At 71.0% G+C, this 17,617-nt stretch carries 13 protein-coding genes; 10 read left to right on the top strand and 3 right to left on the bottom strand.

Annotated features, from left to right (window positions below; all coding sequences use genetic code 11):
- The first annotated feature begins 16 nt into the window (after positions 1–16).
- Complete coding sequence (locus tag ACIGA3_RS29035; RefSeq protein WP_399721277.1) at positions 17–1,381, top strand: MATE family efflux transporter; 1,365 nt, start codon at positions 17–19, stop codon at positions 1,379–1,381.
- Between the two features lie 19 nt (positions 1,382–1,400).
- On the opposite strand, the gene ACIGA3_RS29030 is transcribed toward ACIGA3_RS29035, so the two are convergent.
- Positions 1,401–2,318, bottom strand: coding sequence for an aminoglycoside phosphotransferase family protein (locus ACIGA3_RS29030; RefSeq protein ID WP_399721275.1), 918 nt, complete (start codon positions 2,316–2,318; stop codon positions 1,401–1,403).
- An 82-nt stretch (positions 2,319–2,400) separates the two neighbouring features.
- On the opposite strand from ACIGA3_RS29030, the gene ACIGA3_RS29025 reads away from it, so the two are divergent.
- From ACIGA3_RS29025 to ACIGA3_RS29010, 4 genes are all read left to right on the top strand, one after another.
- Positions 2,401–3,189, top strand: a complete 789-nt coding sequence (locus ACIGA3_RS29025; RefSeq protein ID WP_399721273.1) for a hypothetical protein — start codon at positions 2,401–2,403, stop codon at positions 3,187–3,189.
- Between the two features lie 367 nt (positions 3,190–3,556).
- A complete protein-coding gene (locus ACIGA3_RS29020) occupies positions 3,557–5,284 on the top strand; it encodes an ATP-binding cassette domain-containing protein (RefSeq protein WP_399721371.1) in 1,728 nt (575 codons plus the stop codon).
- Between the two features lie 132 nt (positions 5,285–5,416).
- Positions 5,417–6,433, top strand: coding sequence for a glutathione S-transferase family protein (locus ACIGA3_RS29015; RefSeq protein WP_399721271.1), 1,017 nt, complete (start codon positions 5,417–5,419; stop codon positions 6,431–6,433).
- A gap of 28 nt (positions 6,434–6,461) precedes the next feature.
- Positions 6,462–6,767, top strand: a complete 306-nt coding sequence (locus tag ACIGA3_RS29010) for a DUF4235 domain-containing protein (protein WP_031183373.1) — start codon at positions 6,462–6,464, stop codon at positions 6,765–6,767.
- 64 nt (positions 6,768–6,831) lie between these two features.
- Here the strand turns inward: ACIGA3_RS29010 and ACIGA3_RS29005 are convergent, their stop codons facing one another.
- Both ACIGA3_RS29005 and ACIGA3_RS29000 read right to left on the bottom strand, forming a co-directional pair.
- Positions 6,832–7,224, bottom strand: a complete 393-nt coding sequence (locus tag ACIGA3_RS29005; RefSeq protein WP_399721270.1) for a VOC family protein — start codon at positions 7,222–7,224, stop codon at positions 6,832–6,834.
- Positions 7,225–7,299: 75 nt separating this feature from the next.
- Positions 7,300–8,259 carry a Dyp-type peroxidase gene (locus tag ACIGA3_RS29000; RefSeq protein ID WP_399721268.1) on the bottom strand — a complete coding sequence of 320 codons (960 nt, stop codon included), beginning with the start codon at positions 8,257–8,259 and terminating at the stop codon, positions 7,300–7,302.
- Between the two features lie 323 nt (positions 8,260–8,582).
- Between ACIGA3_RS29000 and ACIGA3_RS28995 the strand changes: the two genes are divergently transcribed.
- The 5 genes from ACIGA3_RS28995 to sbnA are packed head-to-tail and all read left to right on the top strand — an operon-like array spanning position 8,583 to position 17,593.
- On the top strand, positions 8,583–11,177 hold the full coding sequence (locus ACIGA3_RS28995) for a Pls/PosA family non-ribosomal peptide synthetase (protein WP_399721266.1): 2,595 nt from the start codon (positions 8,583–8,585) through the stop codon (positions 11,175–11,177).
- A gap of 11 nt (positions 11,178–11,188) precedes the next feature.
- A complete protein-coding gene (locus tag ACIGA3_RS28990; RefSeq protein WP_399721264.1) occupies positions 11,189–14,416 on the top strand; it encodes an amino acid adenylation domain-containing protein in 3,228 nt (1,075 codons plus the stop codon).
- Positions 14,417–14,460: 44 nt separating this feature from the next.
- Entirely contained in the window at positions 14,461–15,465 is a 1,005-nt protein-coding gene (locus ACIGA3_RS28985; RefSeq protein ID WP_399721263.1) for a TauD/TfdA family dioxygenase, read from the top strand.
- Positions 15,462–16,529, top strand: a complete 1,068-nt coding sequence (gene sbnB / locus ACIGA3_RS28980; RefSeq protein ID WP_399721262.1) for a 2,3-diaminopropionate biosynthesis protein SbnB — start codon at positions 15,462–15,464, stop codon at positions 16,527–16,529. The genes ACIGA3_RS28985 and sbnB overlap by 4 nt, the downstream gene beginning before the upstream one ends.
- Positions 16,530–16,564: 35 nt before the next feature.
- Positions 16,565–17,593, top strand: coding sequence for a 2,3-diaminopropionate biosynthesis protein SbnA (gene sbnA, locus ACIGA3_RS28975; protein ID WP_399721260.1), 1,029 nt, complete (start codon positions 16,565–16,567; stop codon positions 17,591–17,593).
- Positions 17,594–17,617: the final 24 nt, after the last annotated feature.

Raw genomic sequence — 17,617 nt, 5'->3', positions numbered from 1 at the left:
TGTGATGATCGAAGCCGTGATCAGCAAGGGGACTGGACCGGCCGGCCGCGGTACGTGGATCGGGATAGCGACGGCAGCGCTCCCGCTGTACCTGACGATGATCGCCGCCTCGGCCGGCGCGCTGGTCGACATCGCACTGCTCGGCAGCCATTCCACCGCCACGCTGGCCGCTTTCGCCGTCTCCATGGCCGTGTTCAGCCCCGCCACCGCCACCGTGGCGGGCGCGCTGCGCGGCGTGATGCCGTTCGTCACGCCGCGCAAGGACGACCCTGACGGTCTCCTGTCCGTGGTGCACTGCGGGATGTGGCTGGCGCTCACTGTCGGCGCCATCGCCGCTGCGGCGGTCGCCTCGGTTCCGCTGATCGGCCGGGCGACCGGGGTGCCCCGCACCGCTCTCGACCAGCTGGGGATCTTCCCCCTTTTACTGGCCGGCAGCGTTCTCGCCATCGCGGTGACCTCGTCGGCCACGTCCGTCCTGGTCGCACTGGGCCACTCGGAACTGGTGATGAGAGCCGGACTGCTCGGCACCGCCGCGTCCACCACGCTGTCGGTGCTCCTCGTGGGTGGTCCCGGTCCGTTGCCGAGTTACGGCCTGACCGGGGCAGGTGTCGCCATGCTCGCCTCCAGCATGATCAGTGCCTCCGTCAACCAGGTGGCCCTCCGCCGCTCCGCGATGCCGGCCGGCCGCTCCATGTGGCCGGGCAGACCGGATGTCAGGCAGGTCTGGAAGCTGGGCGCCGTGGGGATTCCGCTGGCCGGCACGGTACTCGTCAAGTTTGCCGTCCTGGGCGTACTGACCTTCGCGGCGGCCCGGATCGGAACGGACAGCGCGGCGGTGCACAGCGTGGGAATCTCGCTGGTCAACCTCATCTTCACGGCCGCGGTGGCGGTCGGCCAGGCCACCATCCCGGTGATCTCCGGCCATGCGGAGACCCGCGACAGCGCGAGTATCCGCCACAGTGTCCGGGCAGGGACGTTGCTGGCGCTGGCCGTTGTGGGGTTCATCGCGGCAACGGTGATCGTCCTCGGTCCGTGGGTGGTTCCGCTGTTCACCACGGATGCCGTTGTACGACCGAGGATCACTGACCTTCTGCCGCTGGTGTCGGCCGTGGTCGTCACCGACGCGCTTCAGGCGGTCGTCGGATTCGGCCTCATCGGCCTCAAGCGCACGGTGCCGAGCTTCGTGTCGACCTTCGTCTGCTACGGAGTCCTGGCCGCTGTCGCGGCTCCGGTCGCCTCGGCCGGGGGCCTGGCCGCGCTGTGGACGGCTCTCGCCCTCGCCAATTTCCTCCAGGCAGTCGGCAAGGCGTACTCCTTCCACCGGCACAGCACATTCGCGGAGCACCGTGAAGACGCCTCGACCAGTGCGACCAGCCGATGAACCCGCGCCCGGCACCCGGTCAGGGGCGGGCCGACGCCGTGAGCCGACGCAGTGCCGCCTGTCCCGGTGGCCCCCACGTCGGCTTGCCGCCGGGGCGGCCCTGGTCGCCCGCGTGGCCGATGTGGATGCCGGCCAGGGCGCGGAGGACCGCCCAGCCGCGGGCGCGGCGGAGGGTCGCGGGGTCCGGGGCCGGGCGGTAGGCGGCGTGGAAGCGGTCGGTGGCGCCGTCCGGGAGGAGGAGCCAGGCGCAGGCCAGGTCGAAGGCGGGGTCGCCGGCGAAGAGGTCGCCGAAGTCGATCACGCCGGAGAAGGTGCCGTCGGTGGTGAGGATGTTGGCGGGGTGCAGGTCGCCGTGGAGCCAGAGGCGGGGGCCGGTCCAGCCGGGCGCGGCTGCCGCGTCCTCCCAGATCGCGCGGACGGCGTCCGGGTCGTGGACGAGGCCCAGTTCGGCGGCCCGGGCGAGCGCGCCGGTGAGGCCTTCGGCGGTGTCGGCCAGGCGGCCCCCGCGGTCCCGGCCGGCCGGTGCCTCCTCGGGGGCGGGGCGGTGAAAGGCGGTCAGGAAGGCCGCGAGCGCGTCGGCCGCCTCCTCGGGGCGGGTCGCGGGCGCGTGGTCGGCGGGCTCGCCCGGCACCCAGGTGGTGACGAGCCAGGGGCGCGGGAAGCGTGCGGAGGGCTCACCGAGGCGCTGCGGTACGGGGATGGGCAGGGGCAGCCCCTCCGCGAGGAGCGGCAGCCAGGTGTGTTCCTTGCGCAGCAGCGCGTCCGCCGACTCGGTCGCCCAGGGCATGCGGACGGCGAGGTCGTCGCCGAGCCGCCACACCTGGTTGTCCCAGCCGAGCGCTCCGAGCTTCAGGGGGCGGTCCGCCAGGTCGGGGTGCTGCTCGCGCAGCAGATCCCGGATCAGGTCCGCCGTGATGTCCGTCCCGGTGACTGTCATGGGGAGCAACGGTAGCGGCCCGCTTAGGCCGGATGCCGGTCCAGGATGCGTGCCCGGCCGGTCGCGCCGGAGGATTCTGATCATGCGGAACTCCTCTGACACTCCGTCCTGTCCCCGGTACGCGCGGCGCGGTGGTGCCCGGCACGCCATATCCGCGGCGGCCGTCTGCGGTGTCCTGCTGGCGGTGACCACGGCCTGCGGGGACACCGGCAAAAAGGCCCGCTCCGGCGGCGCGGCGGGCAATGGCAACCCGGCCGTGTCCGGGTCCTCCCGCCCGGCGACCGGCACCGGCGTCCCCGGCGTCGGGGAGCGGATGGGCAAGCAGATCCCGGCCGACACCCGGCAGCTGGTGGTCGTCTACGGCGACGACCGGGACTCCGCCGAGGGCCTCGCCGTGCTGTACGAGAAGCAGGGCGCCCAGTGGAAGCAGTCCGCGAGCTGGCCCTCGCACAACGGCCGCCGGGGCTGGACGACGGACCATCAGCTGGACGACGAGCGCAGTCCCGTGGGCGTCTTCACCCTCACCGACGCCGGAGGCACCCTGCGCAGTCCGGGCACCAAGCTGCCGTACTGGTACGACGACAACGCCTACGCAGCCTCGGTGAACCAGGACGACGAGGCGCACACCCACGACTTCGACTACGTCATCGCCATCAACTACAACCGGCTCAAGGGCACCCCGCCCTACGACTGGAGCCGGCCCGAGGGCGTGGAGAAGGGCGGCGGCATCTGGCTGCACCTGGACCACGGTGACGGCACCTCGGCCTGCGTGACCGTCCCGGAGGCCGGCATCAAGACCCTGCTGCGCACCCTCGACCCGGCCGATCATCCGGTCGTGGTGATGGGCGACCGCGAGCGCCTCAAGGGCTGAGCGGAACCCATCCGTCACACGCGTATCGGCCGCGGCGATTCGGCCAGCGCCGCGCGGATGCCCGGCGCGGTGAGTCCTACGGCGCGTTTCCGGGGCTCCCGGAATGACGCCTGTCGATGCGGACTCCGCTGCGGCCGAAACACGTGTGTTCGATATCGGTCTCCCTCTCGTTGGTTCCGGTGCCGCACCTTCACCGGATTCCACAACCTGAGGAGACGCGCAGTTGAGCACATCCACCCGCACCGTCCCACCGCCCGCCCCGGCGGAGATCACCTACTCCGGGCACTACTCCGTCAACCCGCTGGGCGAGGCGAGTTTCCGTAGCCTGTGCGCCCAACTCCCGCGCGTGCTCGGCCGGATCACGGCCATGGCGTGGGCGATCGACCGCCGGTCCGTACTGCTGCTGCTCGGGTGCCAGGCGGCGACCGGCGCCGGGGCCGCCGTACTGCTGACCGCCACGGCCAGGGCCATGACGCCCTTGCTCGGAGCGGGCGCGATGGCGGACCGGCTGCGCGCGGCACTGCCCGCGCTGGTCGCCGTCGCCTGCGCGGCCGCCGTGGCGCGGACCGCCCTGGCCATCGCCCGTTATGCGGAGCGCCGCATCACCCCCCGGCTGACGACCGCCACGGACACCGCTCTGGTCGAGGCGGTCTGCCGGGTGGAGGCGGCGGCCTGTGCGGTGGACGGCTTCTCCGACCGGCAGGAAGCCGCCGAGATGGGCGTGACGCGTACGCAGGTCATGGTGATGGACGCCCAGCGCTTCATGTCGGCCCTGATCAGGATGGTCACCGCGGGTGCGGTCGTCACCGTGCTCAATCCGCTGGTGCTGCCGCTGCTCCTGCTGGCCGTCGCCCCGGCCGCCATCGGCGCCGTCCTCACCGCGCGGGTCGACTACGACATCCACTACGCCAACATCGCGGACCGCAACGTCCGGGGCATGACCCGCTGGTGGGCGACCACGCCGAAGTACGGTGACGAGGTCCGCGCCAACGGCATGACCGGCTACCTCCTGTACTGGTACCGGGCCCTGTCCGAGCGGGTCGACCGGCGCACCCTCGCCGCGGCCCCGAGGACGCTGCGGATCGCGCTGCTCTCCTCCTTCGCCGGGGGCTTCTTCCTCACCGCGACCTGGGGAATGCTGGCCTGGCTGGCCGTCACCGGCCGAGTCGCGCCCGCCGTCGCCGCCACCGCGGTGGTCGCGGTGCAGACGACGCTGTCCGCGCTGTCCCAGCTGGTCATGGAGGGCGCGGCCGTCTTCCACACCAGCCTCTACCTGGGTGACATGCAGGCGTTCTTCGACCACGCCGCCGAGCGGGCGCCGAGGCGTGGGGGCGCGGTCGTCCAGGCGCCGGTGGAGGAGATCCGGCTGGACGAGGTCAGTTACCGGTATCCGGGCAAGGACCGGCCCGCCGTGGACGGTGTCTCGCTGGCGCTGCGGCGCGGCGAGATCCTCGCGGTCGTCGGTGTGAACGGCTCCGGCAAGAGCACCCTGACCCGGCTGATCACCGGTATCTACCTCGCGGACAAGGGCCGGGTCGTCTGGAACGGCACCGATCTCGCCGCAGCCGATCCGGCGACCGTCTGGGACAACACCGGTCTGGTGCCGCAGATCTTCGCGCAGTGGCCCCTCCGGGTCCGGGAGAACGTCACGCTCGGCCAGCCCCGCAGCCATGACGACGGCCCGGTCTGGGACGCGGTGGAGGCCGTCGGCATGCGCGAGGCCGTGGAGGAGCTGCCCGCCGGTCTGGACGCCCTCCTCGCCCGGGAGATCTTCGGCGGCACCGAACTCTCCGGGGGCCAGTGGCAGCGGCTCGCCTGCTCCCGGGCGCTGTACCGCCGTCCGTCCCTGCTGATCCTGGACGAGCCGACGTCCCAGATGGACCCGCACGGCGAGCACGCCATCTTCGAGCACATCAAGGCCATCTCCGCCGACCGGATCACGATCGTCATCACCCACCGCCTGGAGAACACCCGGATCGCGGACCGGGTCGTCGTGATGGACCAGGGCCGGATCACCGAGCAGGGCACGTACGACGATCTCGTGCACGCCGGCGGCACCTTCGCCGACCTCCTGCGGCTGTCCCAGGACCGCTGAGCGCTTCGGCGCGGGTCCCCGGCGGAAAGGGGGAACGCGTCAGGCGGAACGGAACGGGCCCGTCGCGCGGGAGCGGGCGGCGGGCCCGGCAGGGACAGCGCGCGGGTGAGTGCCGTGCGGCGAGGAGGCGACATGGGTGGCGACGGCAACAGCGCCTTGGGCCACAAGAAGTTCAACCGGTCCAAGAGCCATTTCACGGACCGGATCACGGCCGACGGGCGGGACGGCCGGCCGGTGGAGTCCGGGCGGTACCGGCTGGTGGTCTCGAGGGCCTGTCCGTGGGCCAGCCGGGCGGTGATCTCCCGCCGTCTGCTGGGGCTGGAGCGGGCGCTGCCCATGGCGGTCACCGACCCGGTCCAGGACGACCGGAGCTGGCGGTTCACCCTGGACCCCGGCGGCCGGGACCCGGTGCTCGGCATCCGGTACCTGGCCGAGGCGTACGAGAAGCGGGAGCCTGGCGCGCCGGGCGGGGTGAGCGTGCCGGCGATCGTGGACGTGCCGAGCGGCGAGCTGGTCACCAACGACTACCAGCAGCTCACCCTGGACCTGGCCACCGAGTGGACGGCCCTGCACCGCGAGGGCGCCCCGGACCTGTACCCGGAGGGGCTGCGGGACGAGATCGACGAGGTGATGGCGGAGGTCTACGAGGACGTCAACAACGGGGTGTACCGGGCCGGGTTCGCCTCGGACCAGGAGGAGTACGAGGAGGCGTGCGCCGGGGTGTTCCGGCGGCTGGAGGCGCTGGCCGAGCGGCTGGCGGGGCAGCGTTATCTGGTCGGGGACACGATCACCGAGGCGGACATCCGGCTGTTCACCACGCTGGTCCGCTTCGACCCGGTCTACCACGGGCACTTCAAGTGCAATCTGTGGAAGCTGACGGAGAACCCGGTGCTGTGGGCGTACGCGCGGGACCTGTTCCAGACGCCGGGGTTCGGGGACACGGTCGACTTCGACCACATCAAGCGGCACTACTACCAGGTCCACTCCGGCATCAATCCGACCGGGATCGTGCCGCTCGGCCCCGACCTCTCCGGCTGGCTGAGCCCGCACCACCGCGAGGAGTTGGGCGGCCGGCCGTTCGGCGAGGGGACTCCGCCGGGACCCGTGGCACCGCACGAGCGGGTGGGACCGCGAGGTCTGCCTGCATGAGGAGGGCTGGACGAGGAAGAAGCGTGACATGGCGAAGAACAAGACCAAGAAGAAGCTTTCGCTCACCTACAAGCCGGTCGGCTTCGTGATGAGCTGGGCCGGCGGCGCGCTGGCCGGGTTGGCCTTCCGCAAGGCGTGGATGGCGATACGGCACGAGGAGGACGCCCCCGACGCCCTGGACCGGGACCGGGGCTGGGGCGAGGTCCTGCTCGCGGCGGCGGTGCAGGGCGCGATCTTCGCGGTGGTGCGCAGCGCCGTGGACCGTACCGGGGCCAAGGCCATCGAGCGGTCGACGGGTGTGTGGCCGGTGGCCGAGAAGGGCGGCCGGGACTGAGAACACGGGGACCGGGGGTGGCGGGCCGACAAGGCGCCCGCCACCCCCGGTCCTCGCGTGTGGCTCAGCCCTGCTTGGGGGCGGTCGGCGGGGCCAGCCGCACGGTGAAGGAGTGGCCCGCCGGATCGGAGTAGCCGCGCTCCTCGTGCGGGCCCACCGCGTCCCGGGTCTCGATGGGGCGGCCCCCGAGCGAGACGATCCGCCGCTCGACCGCGTCCAGGTCGTCCACCATGAACTCGACATGCGCCTGGAGCGAGTTCTCCGGGCGGGGCCAGCTCGGAGGCGTGGCGTTCACATCGCGGCGGAAGGCGATGCGGAAGCCGTCCGCACCCCGTATCTGCACCAGGTTGGCGGAGGCGACAGTCTGCTCGCCGTCCAGCAACTCCTCGTAGAACGCGGCCAGTTTCTCCGGCTCGGCACAGTCGAGCACCACCACACCCGCTTTGACCAGCGTCATGCTTCCTCCCAGAAAGTCGCCTCACCCCAGCGACTGTCCAGGCCCACCCGATTCAGTCCGCGGACCTCGCGCGGCTCAGTCCGCGAGGCCGACGAGGAACTTCCGGGCGGGGCAGAAGAAGGTGACGCCGGTGACCGCCCGTGAGTAGTCGAGGATGCGGTCGTACAGGGGCGGCGGGTCGCCGATGAACATACGCTCCAGCATTTTCTCCGTGACCCACAAGTGCCGGGAGTAGCCGATGAAGTAGGTGCCGTACTCGCTCTTGCCGGGTGTGGCGAACGGCATGTTGTCGCGGAGGATGTCGTGCTCGCCCTCGGCGTCCTGGATGGTGCACAGGGTCTTGTGGGACTTCTGGCCCTCGGTCGCGTCGGGGAGTTCGATGTTGTCGAACTTGGTGCGTCCGATGACCTGTTCCTGGGTCTCGGTGGTCTGGGCGCGCCAGTCCCTGAGGTTGTGCAGGTACTTCTGGATGACGACGTAGCTTCCGCCCGCGTACGCCGGGTCCTCCTCGCCGACCAGGGTGGCCGCCGGCAGGGAGAGGCCGATCGGATTCGCGGTGCCGTCCACGAATTCCAGGAGGTCGCGTCCGTTGTAGTAACGGAATCCGGTGACATCGTCCACGGCGGTCACGGAATCACCGAATGCCTCAAGGAGGATCTTCTCGAATTCGACGACGAGGTCCACCGAATCGGCGCGGATATGGTAGAGGAGATCGCCCTCGGTGGCGACCGCGGTGTGCTGGGCGCCGCGGATCTCCTGGAAGGGCTTGAGTTCCTTCGGCAGCGGTTTCCGGGTCAGCGGTTCCCAGGCGTGGTGCGAGATACCGAGATTGCAGGTGAAGATGCCGGTGTTCACCTGGATCTTGATGTCCTTGACCAGGTCCTCGATGCTCGCCACCACCGACCGCGCCTTGTCCATGGACTCTTCGCCGTCGTTGATGGTCAGCACCAGGAAGGCGGCCGCGGCGGTCATCGGCGCGTCGATGTACTGCGGCTCGGTCTCGAGGGCGTGCTTGGCGGCGGCGGTGTAATCCATGGCCTCTCCCGGTGAGCGGCCTGCGTCGCAGGCAGGCGGGGCGGTGCGTAGCGGGGCGAATCCGCCTGTCCAGCATCGGACACCGTACGGCGGTCCGCCACCGGCGCCGGAGCCGGAAAGGTCCGCCATTCAGGTGATCCCAGATGTGCCGCGCACCTGCGGCTGCCCAGAAACCACGGGCCCGCCGGGGCCTTCCCGGCTCGCGGGTTGATCGATTCGAAGTGGCAGCCTGACGGCGGCGGGCCGAAACTGAAGCGGCAGTTCGTGATCAGAGAAGAGCACGTGGCCGAGCCAGCGATCCAGACGTTCTCGCAGGAGATCACATGGTGGAACAGTCCTCGGACGTCCATATAGAGGGAACGGACGAGAAAACCGTCGTCGAGCGGCGCAGTCCCGGCCCGGCGGTGGTGAAGACCGAAGCGCGGCTGGCGGATGCGCTCGCCGATGTCATGGGCGTGGAGAACGTTCCGGCCGATGCGCACTTCTTCGACGGCCTCGGCGCCAATTCCCTGGTCATGGCGCAGTTCTGCGCACGGGTCCGGAAGCGGGAGGATCTGCCTTCCCCGTCCATGAAGGACATCTACCGGTACCCCACGATCCACGCCCTGGCGGCGGCTCTCGCGGAGTCCGCCCCGGCTCCGGCCGATTCCCCGGCCGGCTCCTCCCCCGCCACGCTCGTGATGCCGCCGGAACCGGTGACACGCGCGAGCACGCTTTCCCACGCCCTTTGCGGCACGGCCCAGTTGCTGATCTTCCTGGGGTATTCAGTGGTCGCCGGTTTCGCCACGGCGGGCGGATACGAATGGGTCGCCGACGGTTCCGGTGTGGTGGATGTCTATCTGCGGTCCCTGCTGTTCGGCGGCGTCGGATTCGTGGTCCTGTGCGCTTTCCCCGTCGTCACCAAATGGGTGCTCGTCGGGCGCTGGAAACCCGGTGAATTCCCCGTGTGGGGCCTCTCCTACCTGCGCTTCTGGGTCGTCAAGGCGCTTCTCCACGCGAATCCGATGATCCTCTTCATCGGCAACCCGCTGTATGTGTTCTATCTGCGGGCGCTGGGCGCGCGGATCGGCAAGGGGGTGACGATCCTCTCCCACTCCGTACCGGTCTGCACGGATCTGCTGACGATCGGTTCCGGCACGGTCATCCGCAAGGACTCGTTCTTCCTCGGCTACCGGGCGCACGCCGGGCGTATCCAGACGGGCCGGATCAGCCTCGGCCGGGATGTGTACATCGGGGAGAAGACCGTCCTGGACATCGACACCTCGATGGGTGACGGCGCCCAGCTCGGACACTCCTCGTCGCTGCACAGCGGCCAGGCAGTCCCGGACGGCGAGCACCGGCACGGCTCCCCCGCGCAGGCGACCGAGGTCGACTATCTGCGGGTCGCGCCGGCCCGGTGCGGCACCGCCCGCCGGACCTGGTTCGGACTCGCCTCGCTGCTCCAGCTGTTCCTGCTGTACATCCCGCTGGGTGTGGGCGGGATGTACATGCTGTTCAACGCGGTGCCGGCGGTCCGCAGACGGCTCGACCCCAAGACGGCGCTGCCCCTGACGGAGGTGGCGACCGACGCGGTGGTCCTCTCCCTGGTCCTCTTCGTCGGCTTCGTGGTCCTGGGCCTGGCCCTGCTGTGCACCCTGCCGCGCCTGCTGAACCTGGTGGTCCCGCCGGACCGGGTGTTCCCGCTCTACGGGTTCCGGTACGCGGTGCACCGGGCGACGGCGCGGATGACGAACATCAAGTTCTTCGCCTGGCTCTTCGGGGACAGCTCGTACATCGTCAACTATCTGCGCGGCATCGGGTACGACCTCTCCCACGTCGAGCAGACCGGGTCGAACTTCGGTACCGAGGTGCAGCACGAGAATCCGCTGCACGTCACCGTGGGCAGCGGGACGATGGTGGCCGACGGGCTCTCCGTGATCAACGCGGACTACTCGGCCACGTCGTTCCGGGTGTCGCGGGCGACGATCGGGGCGCGCAACTTCCTGGGCAACAACATCGCCTATCCCATCGGCGGCCGGACCGGCGAGAACTGCCTGCTGGCGACGAAGGTGATGGTGCCGCTCGACGGGGAGGTCCGCGAGGGCGTCGGGCTGCTCGGCTCGCCGTGCTTCGAGATCCCCAGGTCGGTGGAGCGCGACACCCGGTTCGACAAGTTCAGGTCCGGTGACGCGCTGCGCCAGAGCCTCGCCCGGAAGAATCGTTTCAACCTGCGCTCGATGGCCTTCATGCTGTTGGTGCGCTGGCTGCACGTGCTCGGGCTCACGCTGCTGGCCCTGGCCACCGTGGAGCTGTACGGCGTGCTCGGGCACGTGGTGATCGCCACCTACATGGCGCTGACGCTGGCCCTGTCCACGCTCTACTACGTGCTGCTGGAGCGCTGCCTGACCCGCTTCCGCCGGCTGCGTCCCATGCTGTGCTCCATCTACGACCCCGCCTTCTGGTCGCAGGAGCGCCTGTGGAAGGTGCCGGACCGGCACCTGAACATCTTCAACGGGACCCCCTTCAAGTCCCTTGTCTGGCGCCTGATGGGTGTCCGCATCGGCCGCAGGGTGTTCGACGACGGCTGCTACATGACGGATCGCACGCTCGCCGTCATCGGCGACGACTGCACCCTGAACGCCGGCAGCAAGGTCCAGTGCCACTCGCAGGAGGACGGCACCTTCAAGTCCGACATCAGCACGCTCGGTGCGGGCTGCACCCTGGGCGTCGGCTCGCATGTGCACTACGGCGTGACGATGGGCGACGGCGCGCGACTGGCGCCCGATTCCTTCCTCATGAAGGGCGAGGAGGTCCCCGCGCACGCGCGCTGGGGCGGCAACCCCGCCGTGGAGATGCCGGAGGCCGCGGTACTGCCCGCCGGCACCGGCCGCAGGACCCCACCGTCCGTGGACAGCGCCGCCGCGGCGTCCGTGAGTTGAGGGAGCATCCGATGGCAACGCGTGTGCAGGCGGACCGGGAGTTCTGGAGCGGCGTGCTGAGCGCCGGCGGATTCACCGTGGTACCGCGCTGGGCCGAGGTGCCGGTTCCCGGTATCGCCGGGCACGAGGTGCCGGTGCCCGGGTCCGTGGGCGAGTCGGCGCGACGACTGGATGTGCCGGCGGGCGCGCTGCTGCTGGCGGCGCACGCCAAGGTGCTGTCCGTCCTCTCCGGCGAGCAGGACGTGGTGACGGGGTACGCCGCCGACGCGGACGGCGAGCCCCTGCCGTGCCGGCTCACCGTGTCCCCCGGCACTTGGCGCGAGCTCACGGAGGCGGCCCAACGTGCGCAGGAGGAGTTGCTCGCGCACCGGGACTTCCCGCTGGCGGACCTGCGGCGCGAACTGGGCGTGACGGAACCGTCGTACGAGGTGGTGTTCGGTCCCCCGGAGCCGCCGACCGGCGACCGTGTCCTGCACGTGCACTGGTCCGAGACCGAAGGGCGCCTGGTCCTGCGGTACCGGACGGATGTCCTGGACGCCGGGAGCGCGGACCGGATCGCCGGCTACCACCTGCGGGCGCTGGAGCTGATGGCGGCCGATCCGGACGCGGAGCACACGGCTCAGAGCCTGCTGTCGGACCAGGAGCGGCACGAACAGTTGGCGGGGCTGGCCGGTCCCGTACGGGAGTTGCCGGACGCGCGGGCGCACGAGCTGTTCGAGCGGCGCGTACGGCAGCACCCGGACGCGGTGGCGGCGGTGCACGGCGGCCGGGAGTGGACGTACGGCGAGCTGAACCGCCGGGCCAACCGGCTGGCGCGGGCGCTGGTGGCGCGCGGGGTGGGCCGCGAGGACGTGGTGGCCGTGGTCACCGAGCGCGACCTCGACTGGCCGGCCGCGACGTTGGCCGTGTTCAAGGCGGGCGGCGTCTACCTGCCGATCGAGCCGCACTTCCCGCCCGGCCGTATCGCGGCGACGCTTCTCCGGGCCGGGTGCCGGCTGGTGCTGACCGAGTCGGGCAGCACCGGCACGCTCGACCAGGCGCTGGCCGAGGTTCCCGGCGCCGAGCGGCTGCTCATCGGGGACGCGTACGCGGAGGGGCACGCCGACGACGATCTCGGTGTCGCGGTGGACCCCGGGCAGCTGGCCTACATCTACTTCACCTCCGGCTCCACCGGTGAGCCGAAGGGGGCGATGTGCGAGCACGCGGGGATGCTCAACCATCTCTTCGCCAAGATCGACGACCTGGGTGTCGGCGAGGGCGGCGTGGTGGCGCAGACGGCACCGCAGTGCTTCGACATCTCGCTGTGGCAGCTGATCTCCGCGCTGCTGGTGGGCGGGCGGACGCTGCTGGTGGAGCAGGACGTGCTCATGGACGTGGAGCGGTTCGCCGACACGCTCGTGGGCGGCCGGGTCGGGGTAGCCCAGCTGGTGCCCTCCTATCTGGAGGTCCTGGTCTCCTACCTGGAGCAGCACCCGCGTGACTTCCCGGACCTGCGCTTCGTGTCCGTGACCGGTGAGGCGCTCAAACCGGAGCTGGTGCAGCGCTGGTTCGCCGTCCAGCCGGGCATCAAGCTGGTCAACGCCTATGGCCTGACCGAGACTTCGGACGACACCAACCACGAGATCATCGACGGGGTGTGCGAGCGCGTCCTGCTGGGGCGTGCGGTGAACAACGTGCGCGTCCTGGTCGTGGACGAGCGGCTGGAGCTGGTGCCGCTGGGCGCGCCGGGGCTGATCGCCTTCTCCGGGGTCTGTGTGGGCCGCGGCTACGTCAATGATCCCGAGCGGACCCGTGAGGCGTACCTGGAGGACCCCTACCGGCCCGGTGAGCGGCTCTACCTGGGCGGTGACTGGGGGCGCTGGCATCCCGGCGGCAAGCTGGAGTTCCTCGGGCGCCGGGACAACCAGGTCAAGATCCGGGGCTTCCGCATCGAGATCGGCGAGATCGAGAACACCCTGCTGCGGGTTCCCGGGGTGCGGGACGGCGCGGTGGTCGTGGCCGAACGGCCGGGGCAGGGACAGCAGTTGGTCGCCTTCTACGCGGGACGCGAGCTGCCCGTGGACGAACTGCGCGACACGCTGGGCGCGGACCTGCCGGCCTACATGGTGCCCGCGGCCTTCCACTGGCAGTCGGCGCTGCCGCTGACGGCCAACGGCAAGACCGACCGGAAGGCGCTCACCGCGCTGGCCGAGCGGACCACGCCCGCGGCGCAGGACGGCGCCGGGGACCGGGAGCCGCGCACCCCGGCCGAGCGGAGGCTCGCGGCCGCCTGGGCGGTGCTGCTCGGCGTTCCCGAGGAGCGGATCGGCCGCAGGGACCACTTCTTCGACTCCGGCGGCACCTCCCTGACGGCGGTGAAGCTGACGATCGCGCTGGACCGCGCGGTGTCGCTGAAGGACATCACCCGCAACCCGGTCCTCGCCGACCTGGCCGCCCTCCTGGACGGCGCGGCCGGGCCGAGCGGGGAGCTGCTCCAGCCGCTGGCGGAGGCGGACGGGACGCCGGAGTGCGCGCTGGTGTGCTTCCCGTACGCGGGCGGCAACGCGGTCAACTTCCAGCCGATGGCGAGTGCGCTGGCGGGCGGCGGGATGTCGGTGTTCGCGGTGGACCTGCCGGGTCATGACCTGGCCGGGCGGCGGGAGCCGTTCGGTTCGATCGCCGAGGTGGCGGAGCGGGTCGCGGCGGAGATCACCGCGCGTGGTCTGACGCGGGTCATGCTGTGGGGGCACTCGTCGGGCGCCGCGCCGGCCGTGGAGACGGCCCGCAGGCTCCAGGAGCGCGGGGTGGAGGTGGCGCGGCTGTTCCTCGGCGCGCAACTGCTCGGCACGGCCGCCGAGCGGCATGCCGCCGTGGAGGCGCTGTCGGTCCGCAGCGACGCCGAGATCGCCGCGCGGCTGGCCGAGGAGGGCGGTTACGTCGAGCTGGCGGAGCTGACCGCGCGGCACGCCGAGCGGGTCGGCGCCGCCTACCGGCACGACTGCCTCTCCGCGCACCGGTACTTCTGCGACGCCCTGGATAATCCGCCGGCGGTGCGGCTGTCGGCCCCGGTGTCGGTGGTGGTGGCCGCCGACGACCCGTACACGGCCGGGTACACCGGGGCCCACCTGGACTGGCTGCTGCTGGCCGGCCGCGTGGACCTGCACGAACTCCCCGACGGCGGGCACTACTTCCCGCGCCTGCGCCCCACCGAGGCGGCGAAGGCCGTACTGGCCGCCGTCGAACCGCTGGCCTCCTCCTGACCCCTCCCCCAGCCCCGTGACGGGCGACCGAAAGGACAACCGAGATGTCGACCTCATCCCTGTCAGCCCAGCTCGATGTGGAGCTGCGGCCGGGCAGACCGCCGGTGGCCCGCATCGACACCCCGGCCGATGTGCCGGGCTGGGCGGCGCAGTACCGCGACGTGCTGCGCGCCCAGGTCACCGAGCACGGGTCGCTGCTGGTCCGGGGCCTGGGGCTGCGGGACCCGGAGCAGGTCGGTGCCGTGTTCGCCCGGCTGACCGGCGGCCTGATGACGGAGCGGGAGTCCTTCGCACCGCGCGAGACCTTCGGCTCGGGGCTGTACGAGTCCACGACCTGGCCGGCCAACCAGCCCATGTGCATGCACCACGAGCTGAGTTACACGCAGGAGCCGCCCTCTTTGATGCTGTTCGCCTGCCTGACCGCGCCCGAGGACGGCGGGGCGACGGCGGTGGCGGACGCTACGGAGGTGCTCCGGGAGCTGCCCGCCGAGGTGCGGGAGCGCTTCGAGCGGGAGGGCTGGCTGCTGACCCGGTCCTACAACGACGAGATCGGGGCGTCCCTGGAGGAGTCGTTCGGGACCGCCGACCGCGCCGGGGTCGAGAGCTACTGCCGGGCGCACGGCATCGACTTCAGCTGGCAGCCGGACGGTTCCCTGCGGACGGCACAGCGGCGCCCTGCCGTGGTCCGGCACCCCGTGACGGGTGAGCCGTGCTGGTTCAACCAGATCGCCTTCCTCAACGAGTGGACGCTCGCCCCCGAGGTGCGCGAGTACCTGGTGGACATCTACGGCGCGGACGGCCTGCCGTTCAACACCCGCTTCGGGGAGGGCGGTCCGATCGGCGAGGACGTCGTCGGGCTGCTCAACGCGACGTACGAGAAGCACACCCGGCGCGAGCCGTGGCAGGCCGGTGACCTGCTGCTGGTCGACAACATCCGGACCGCGCACAGCAGGGAGCCCTACACCGGGGACAGGCAGGTGCTGGTCGGCATGGCCGAGCCGCGCGGCCTGGCCGCCGGGGAGACGAACTCGGAGGCGAGCGAGCGATGACCGATCTGTTGCCCACCACCGCACAGCCGGCCGTACCCGACCCGGCTTCGCCGACGTTCGCGGTGATCTCCGGTGAGCAGGTGCAGAAGGCGCTCGCCGGGCGCGAGAAGGAGATCGTGGACCTGGTCGAGGCGACCTACCGGTTGCACGGGGCCGGGGACTCGGTCAACCCGCCGTCCTACTTCCTGCGGTTCCCCGACCGGCCCAGCTCGCGGATCATCGCGCTGCCGGCCTCGGTCGGCGGGTCCGTAGGGGTCGACGGCATGAAGTGGATCTCCAGCTTCCCCGACAACGTCCGGTCGGGGCTGCCCCGCGCCTCCGCGGTGCTGATCCTCAACGACCCCACGACGGGCTACCCGTTCGCCTGTCTGGAGAGCTCCATCATCAGCGCGACCAGGACGGCGGCGTCGGCCGCGCTGGCCGCCGACTGGTTCAGCCGCGACCGGCCGCGTCCGACCCGCGTCGGGTTCTTCGGCACCGGTCTGATCGCCCGCTACATCCACACCTTCCTCGCGGGCACCGGCTGGGAGTTCGAGACGGTCGGGGTGCACGACCTGGCCGCCGACAGCGCCTCCGGCTTCTGCGACTACCTGCGGCAGAGCGGGACGAGCGCCGAGGTCACCGTCCACGACAGCGCCGCGGACCTCGTCCGCTCCAGCGACCTGGTCGTCTTCGCCACGGTCGCGGGCGAGCCGCACGTCACCGACGCCTCCCTGTTCGCCCACAACCCCCTGGTCCTGCACGTCTCGCTGCGCGACCTCGCCCCCGAAGTCCTCCTGGCGTCGGCGAACTTCGTCGACGACGTCGAGCACTGCCTGAAGGCCGACACCTCCCCGCACCTGGTCGAACAGCGCACCGGGAACCGGGACTTCCTCAACGGCACGCTCAACGACGTGATGCTCGGCCGGGCCGCCCCGCCGCCCGACCGGCCGATCGTCTTCTCGCCCTTCGGGCTCGGCGTCCTCGACCTCGCCGTCGGCAAGTACGTCTACGACGAGACGGCCGCCGCCGGAAACCTCGGCCTCATCGACAACTTCTTCCACGACCTGCGCCGGTACGGCTGAGAGCGCTGCCCTTCCCCGGTACCAGGAGGCCCACCGTGCCCGTCATATCCGCTCCCCATGACTTCAACGAAGGCCATCTCTTCGTCGACCTCAAGTCGATCTTCGGATGTCCCCTCTACCTGAAGTGCGAGGGCTTCAACTTCGCCGGCTCCATCAAGCTGAAGGCCGCGAACGAGATGGTGGAGAGCGCCGAGCGGGAGGGCATTCTCAAGCCGGACTCCGTCATCGTCGAGTCCTCGTCCGGAAACCTCGGCGTGGCGCTCAGCATGATCGCCGCGAGCAAGGGCTACAAGTTCCTGTGCGTGACGGACTCGCGCTGCAATCTGTCGACCCGGCTGCTGATGGAGGCCCTCGGCAGCAAGGTGCACATCGTGGCCGACCTGGACGAGAACGGCGGGTTCCTGGGCACGCGGATCGAGTACGTCCGCTCGCTGTGCGCCTCCGACGACCGGTACGTGTGGCTCAGCCAGTACACCAACCCCGGCAACTGGCAGGCGCACTACCGGACCACGGCGCCCCAGATAGCGCGTCATTTCCCGCGCCTGGACGTGCTGTTCATCGGTACGGGCACCGCCGGGACGCTGATGGGGTGCGCCCGCTACTTCCGGCAGTGGCACCGGCCGGTGCGCATCGTCGCGGTGGACAGCGTGGGCTCGGTCGCGTTCGGCGGGGAGCCGGGGCGCCGGATGATCCCCGGCCTCGGGATGAGCATGCGGCCGCCGCTGCTGGACGAGTCCTACGTCAACGAGGTGATCCGGGTGGAGGAGGCGGACACCATCCGGGCCTGCCACCAGATGGCCCGGCGTGGCTTCCTGTTCGGCGGGTCCACCGGCACGGTGGTCAGCGGCGCGGCCGACTGGCTGTCCCGCCACGACACCCGCGACATGACGGCGGTGGCCATCGCGCCGGACCTCGGCGAGCGCTACCTCGACACCGTCTACCAGACCAACTGGCTCCAGGACCTGTTCGGCGACGAGATCCTCGCCCCGAGCGGCCCGACCACCACCCCCTTCCCGACGGACGAGCCGGCGCCCCGCGAACCGGACCGCTGGCCACAGCCGTGACACCTCACCCACCTGCCCCGTCCA

The organism is Streptomyces sp. NPDC085596 (assembly GCF_044541565.1).
Taxonomy (GTDB): domain Bacteria; phylum Actinomycetota; class Actinomycetes; order Streptomycetales; family Streptomycetaceae; genus Streptomyces.
The sequence above is the reverse complement of the archived record's forward strand: the minus strand, read 5'-3'. Positions and strand labels throughout refer to the sequence as shown.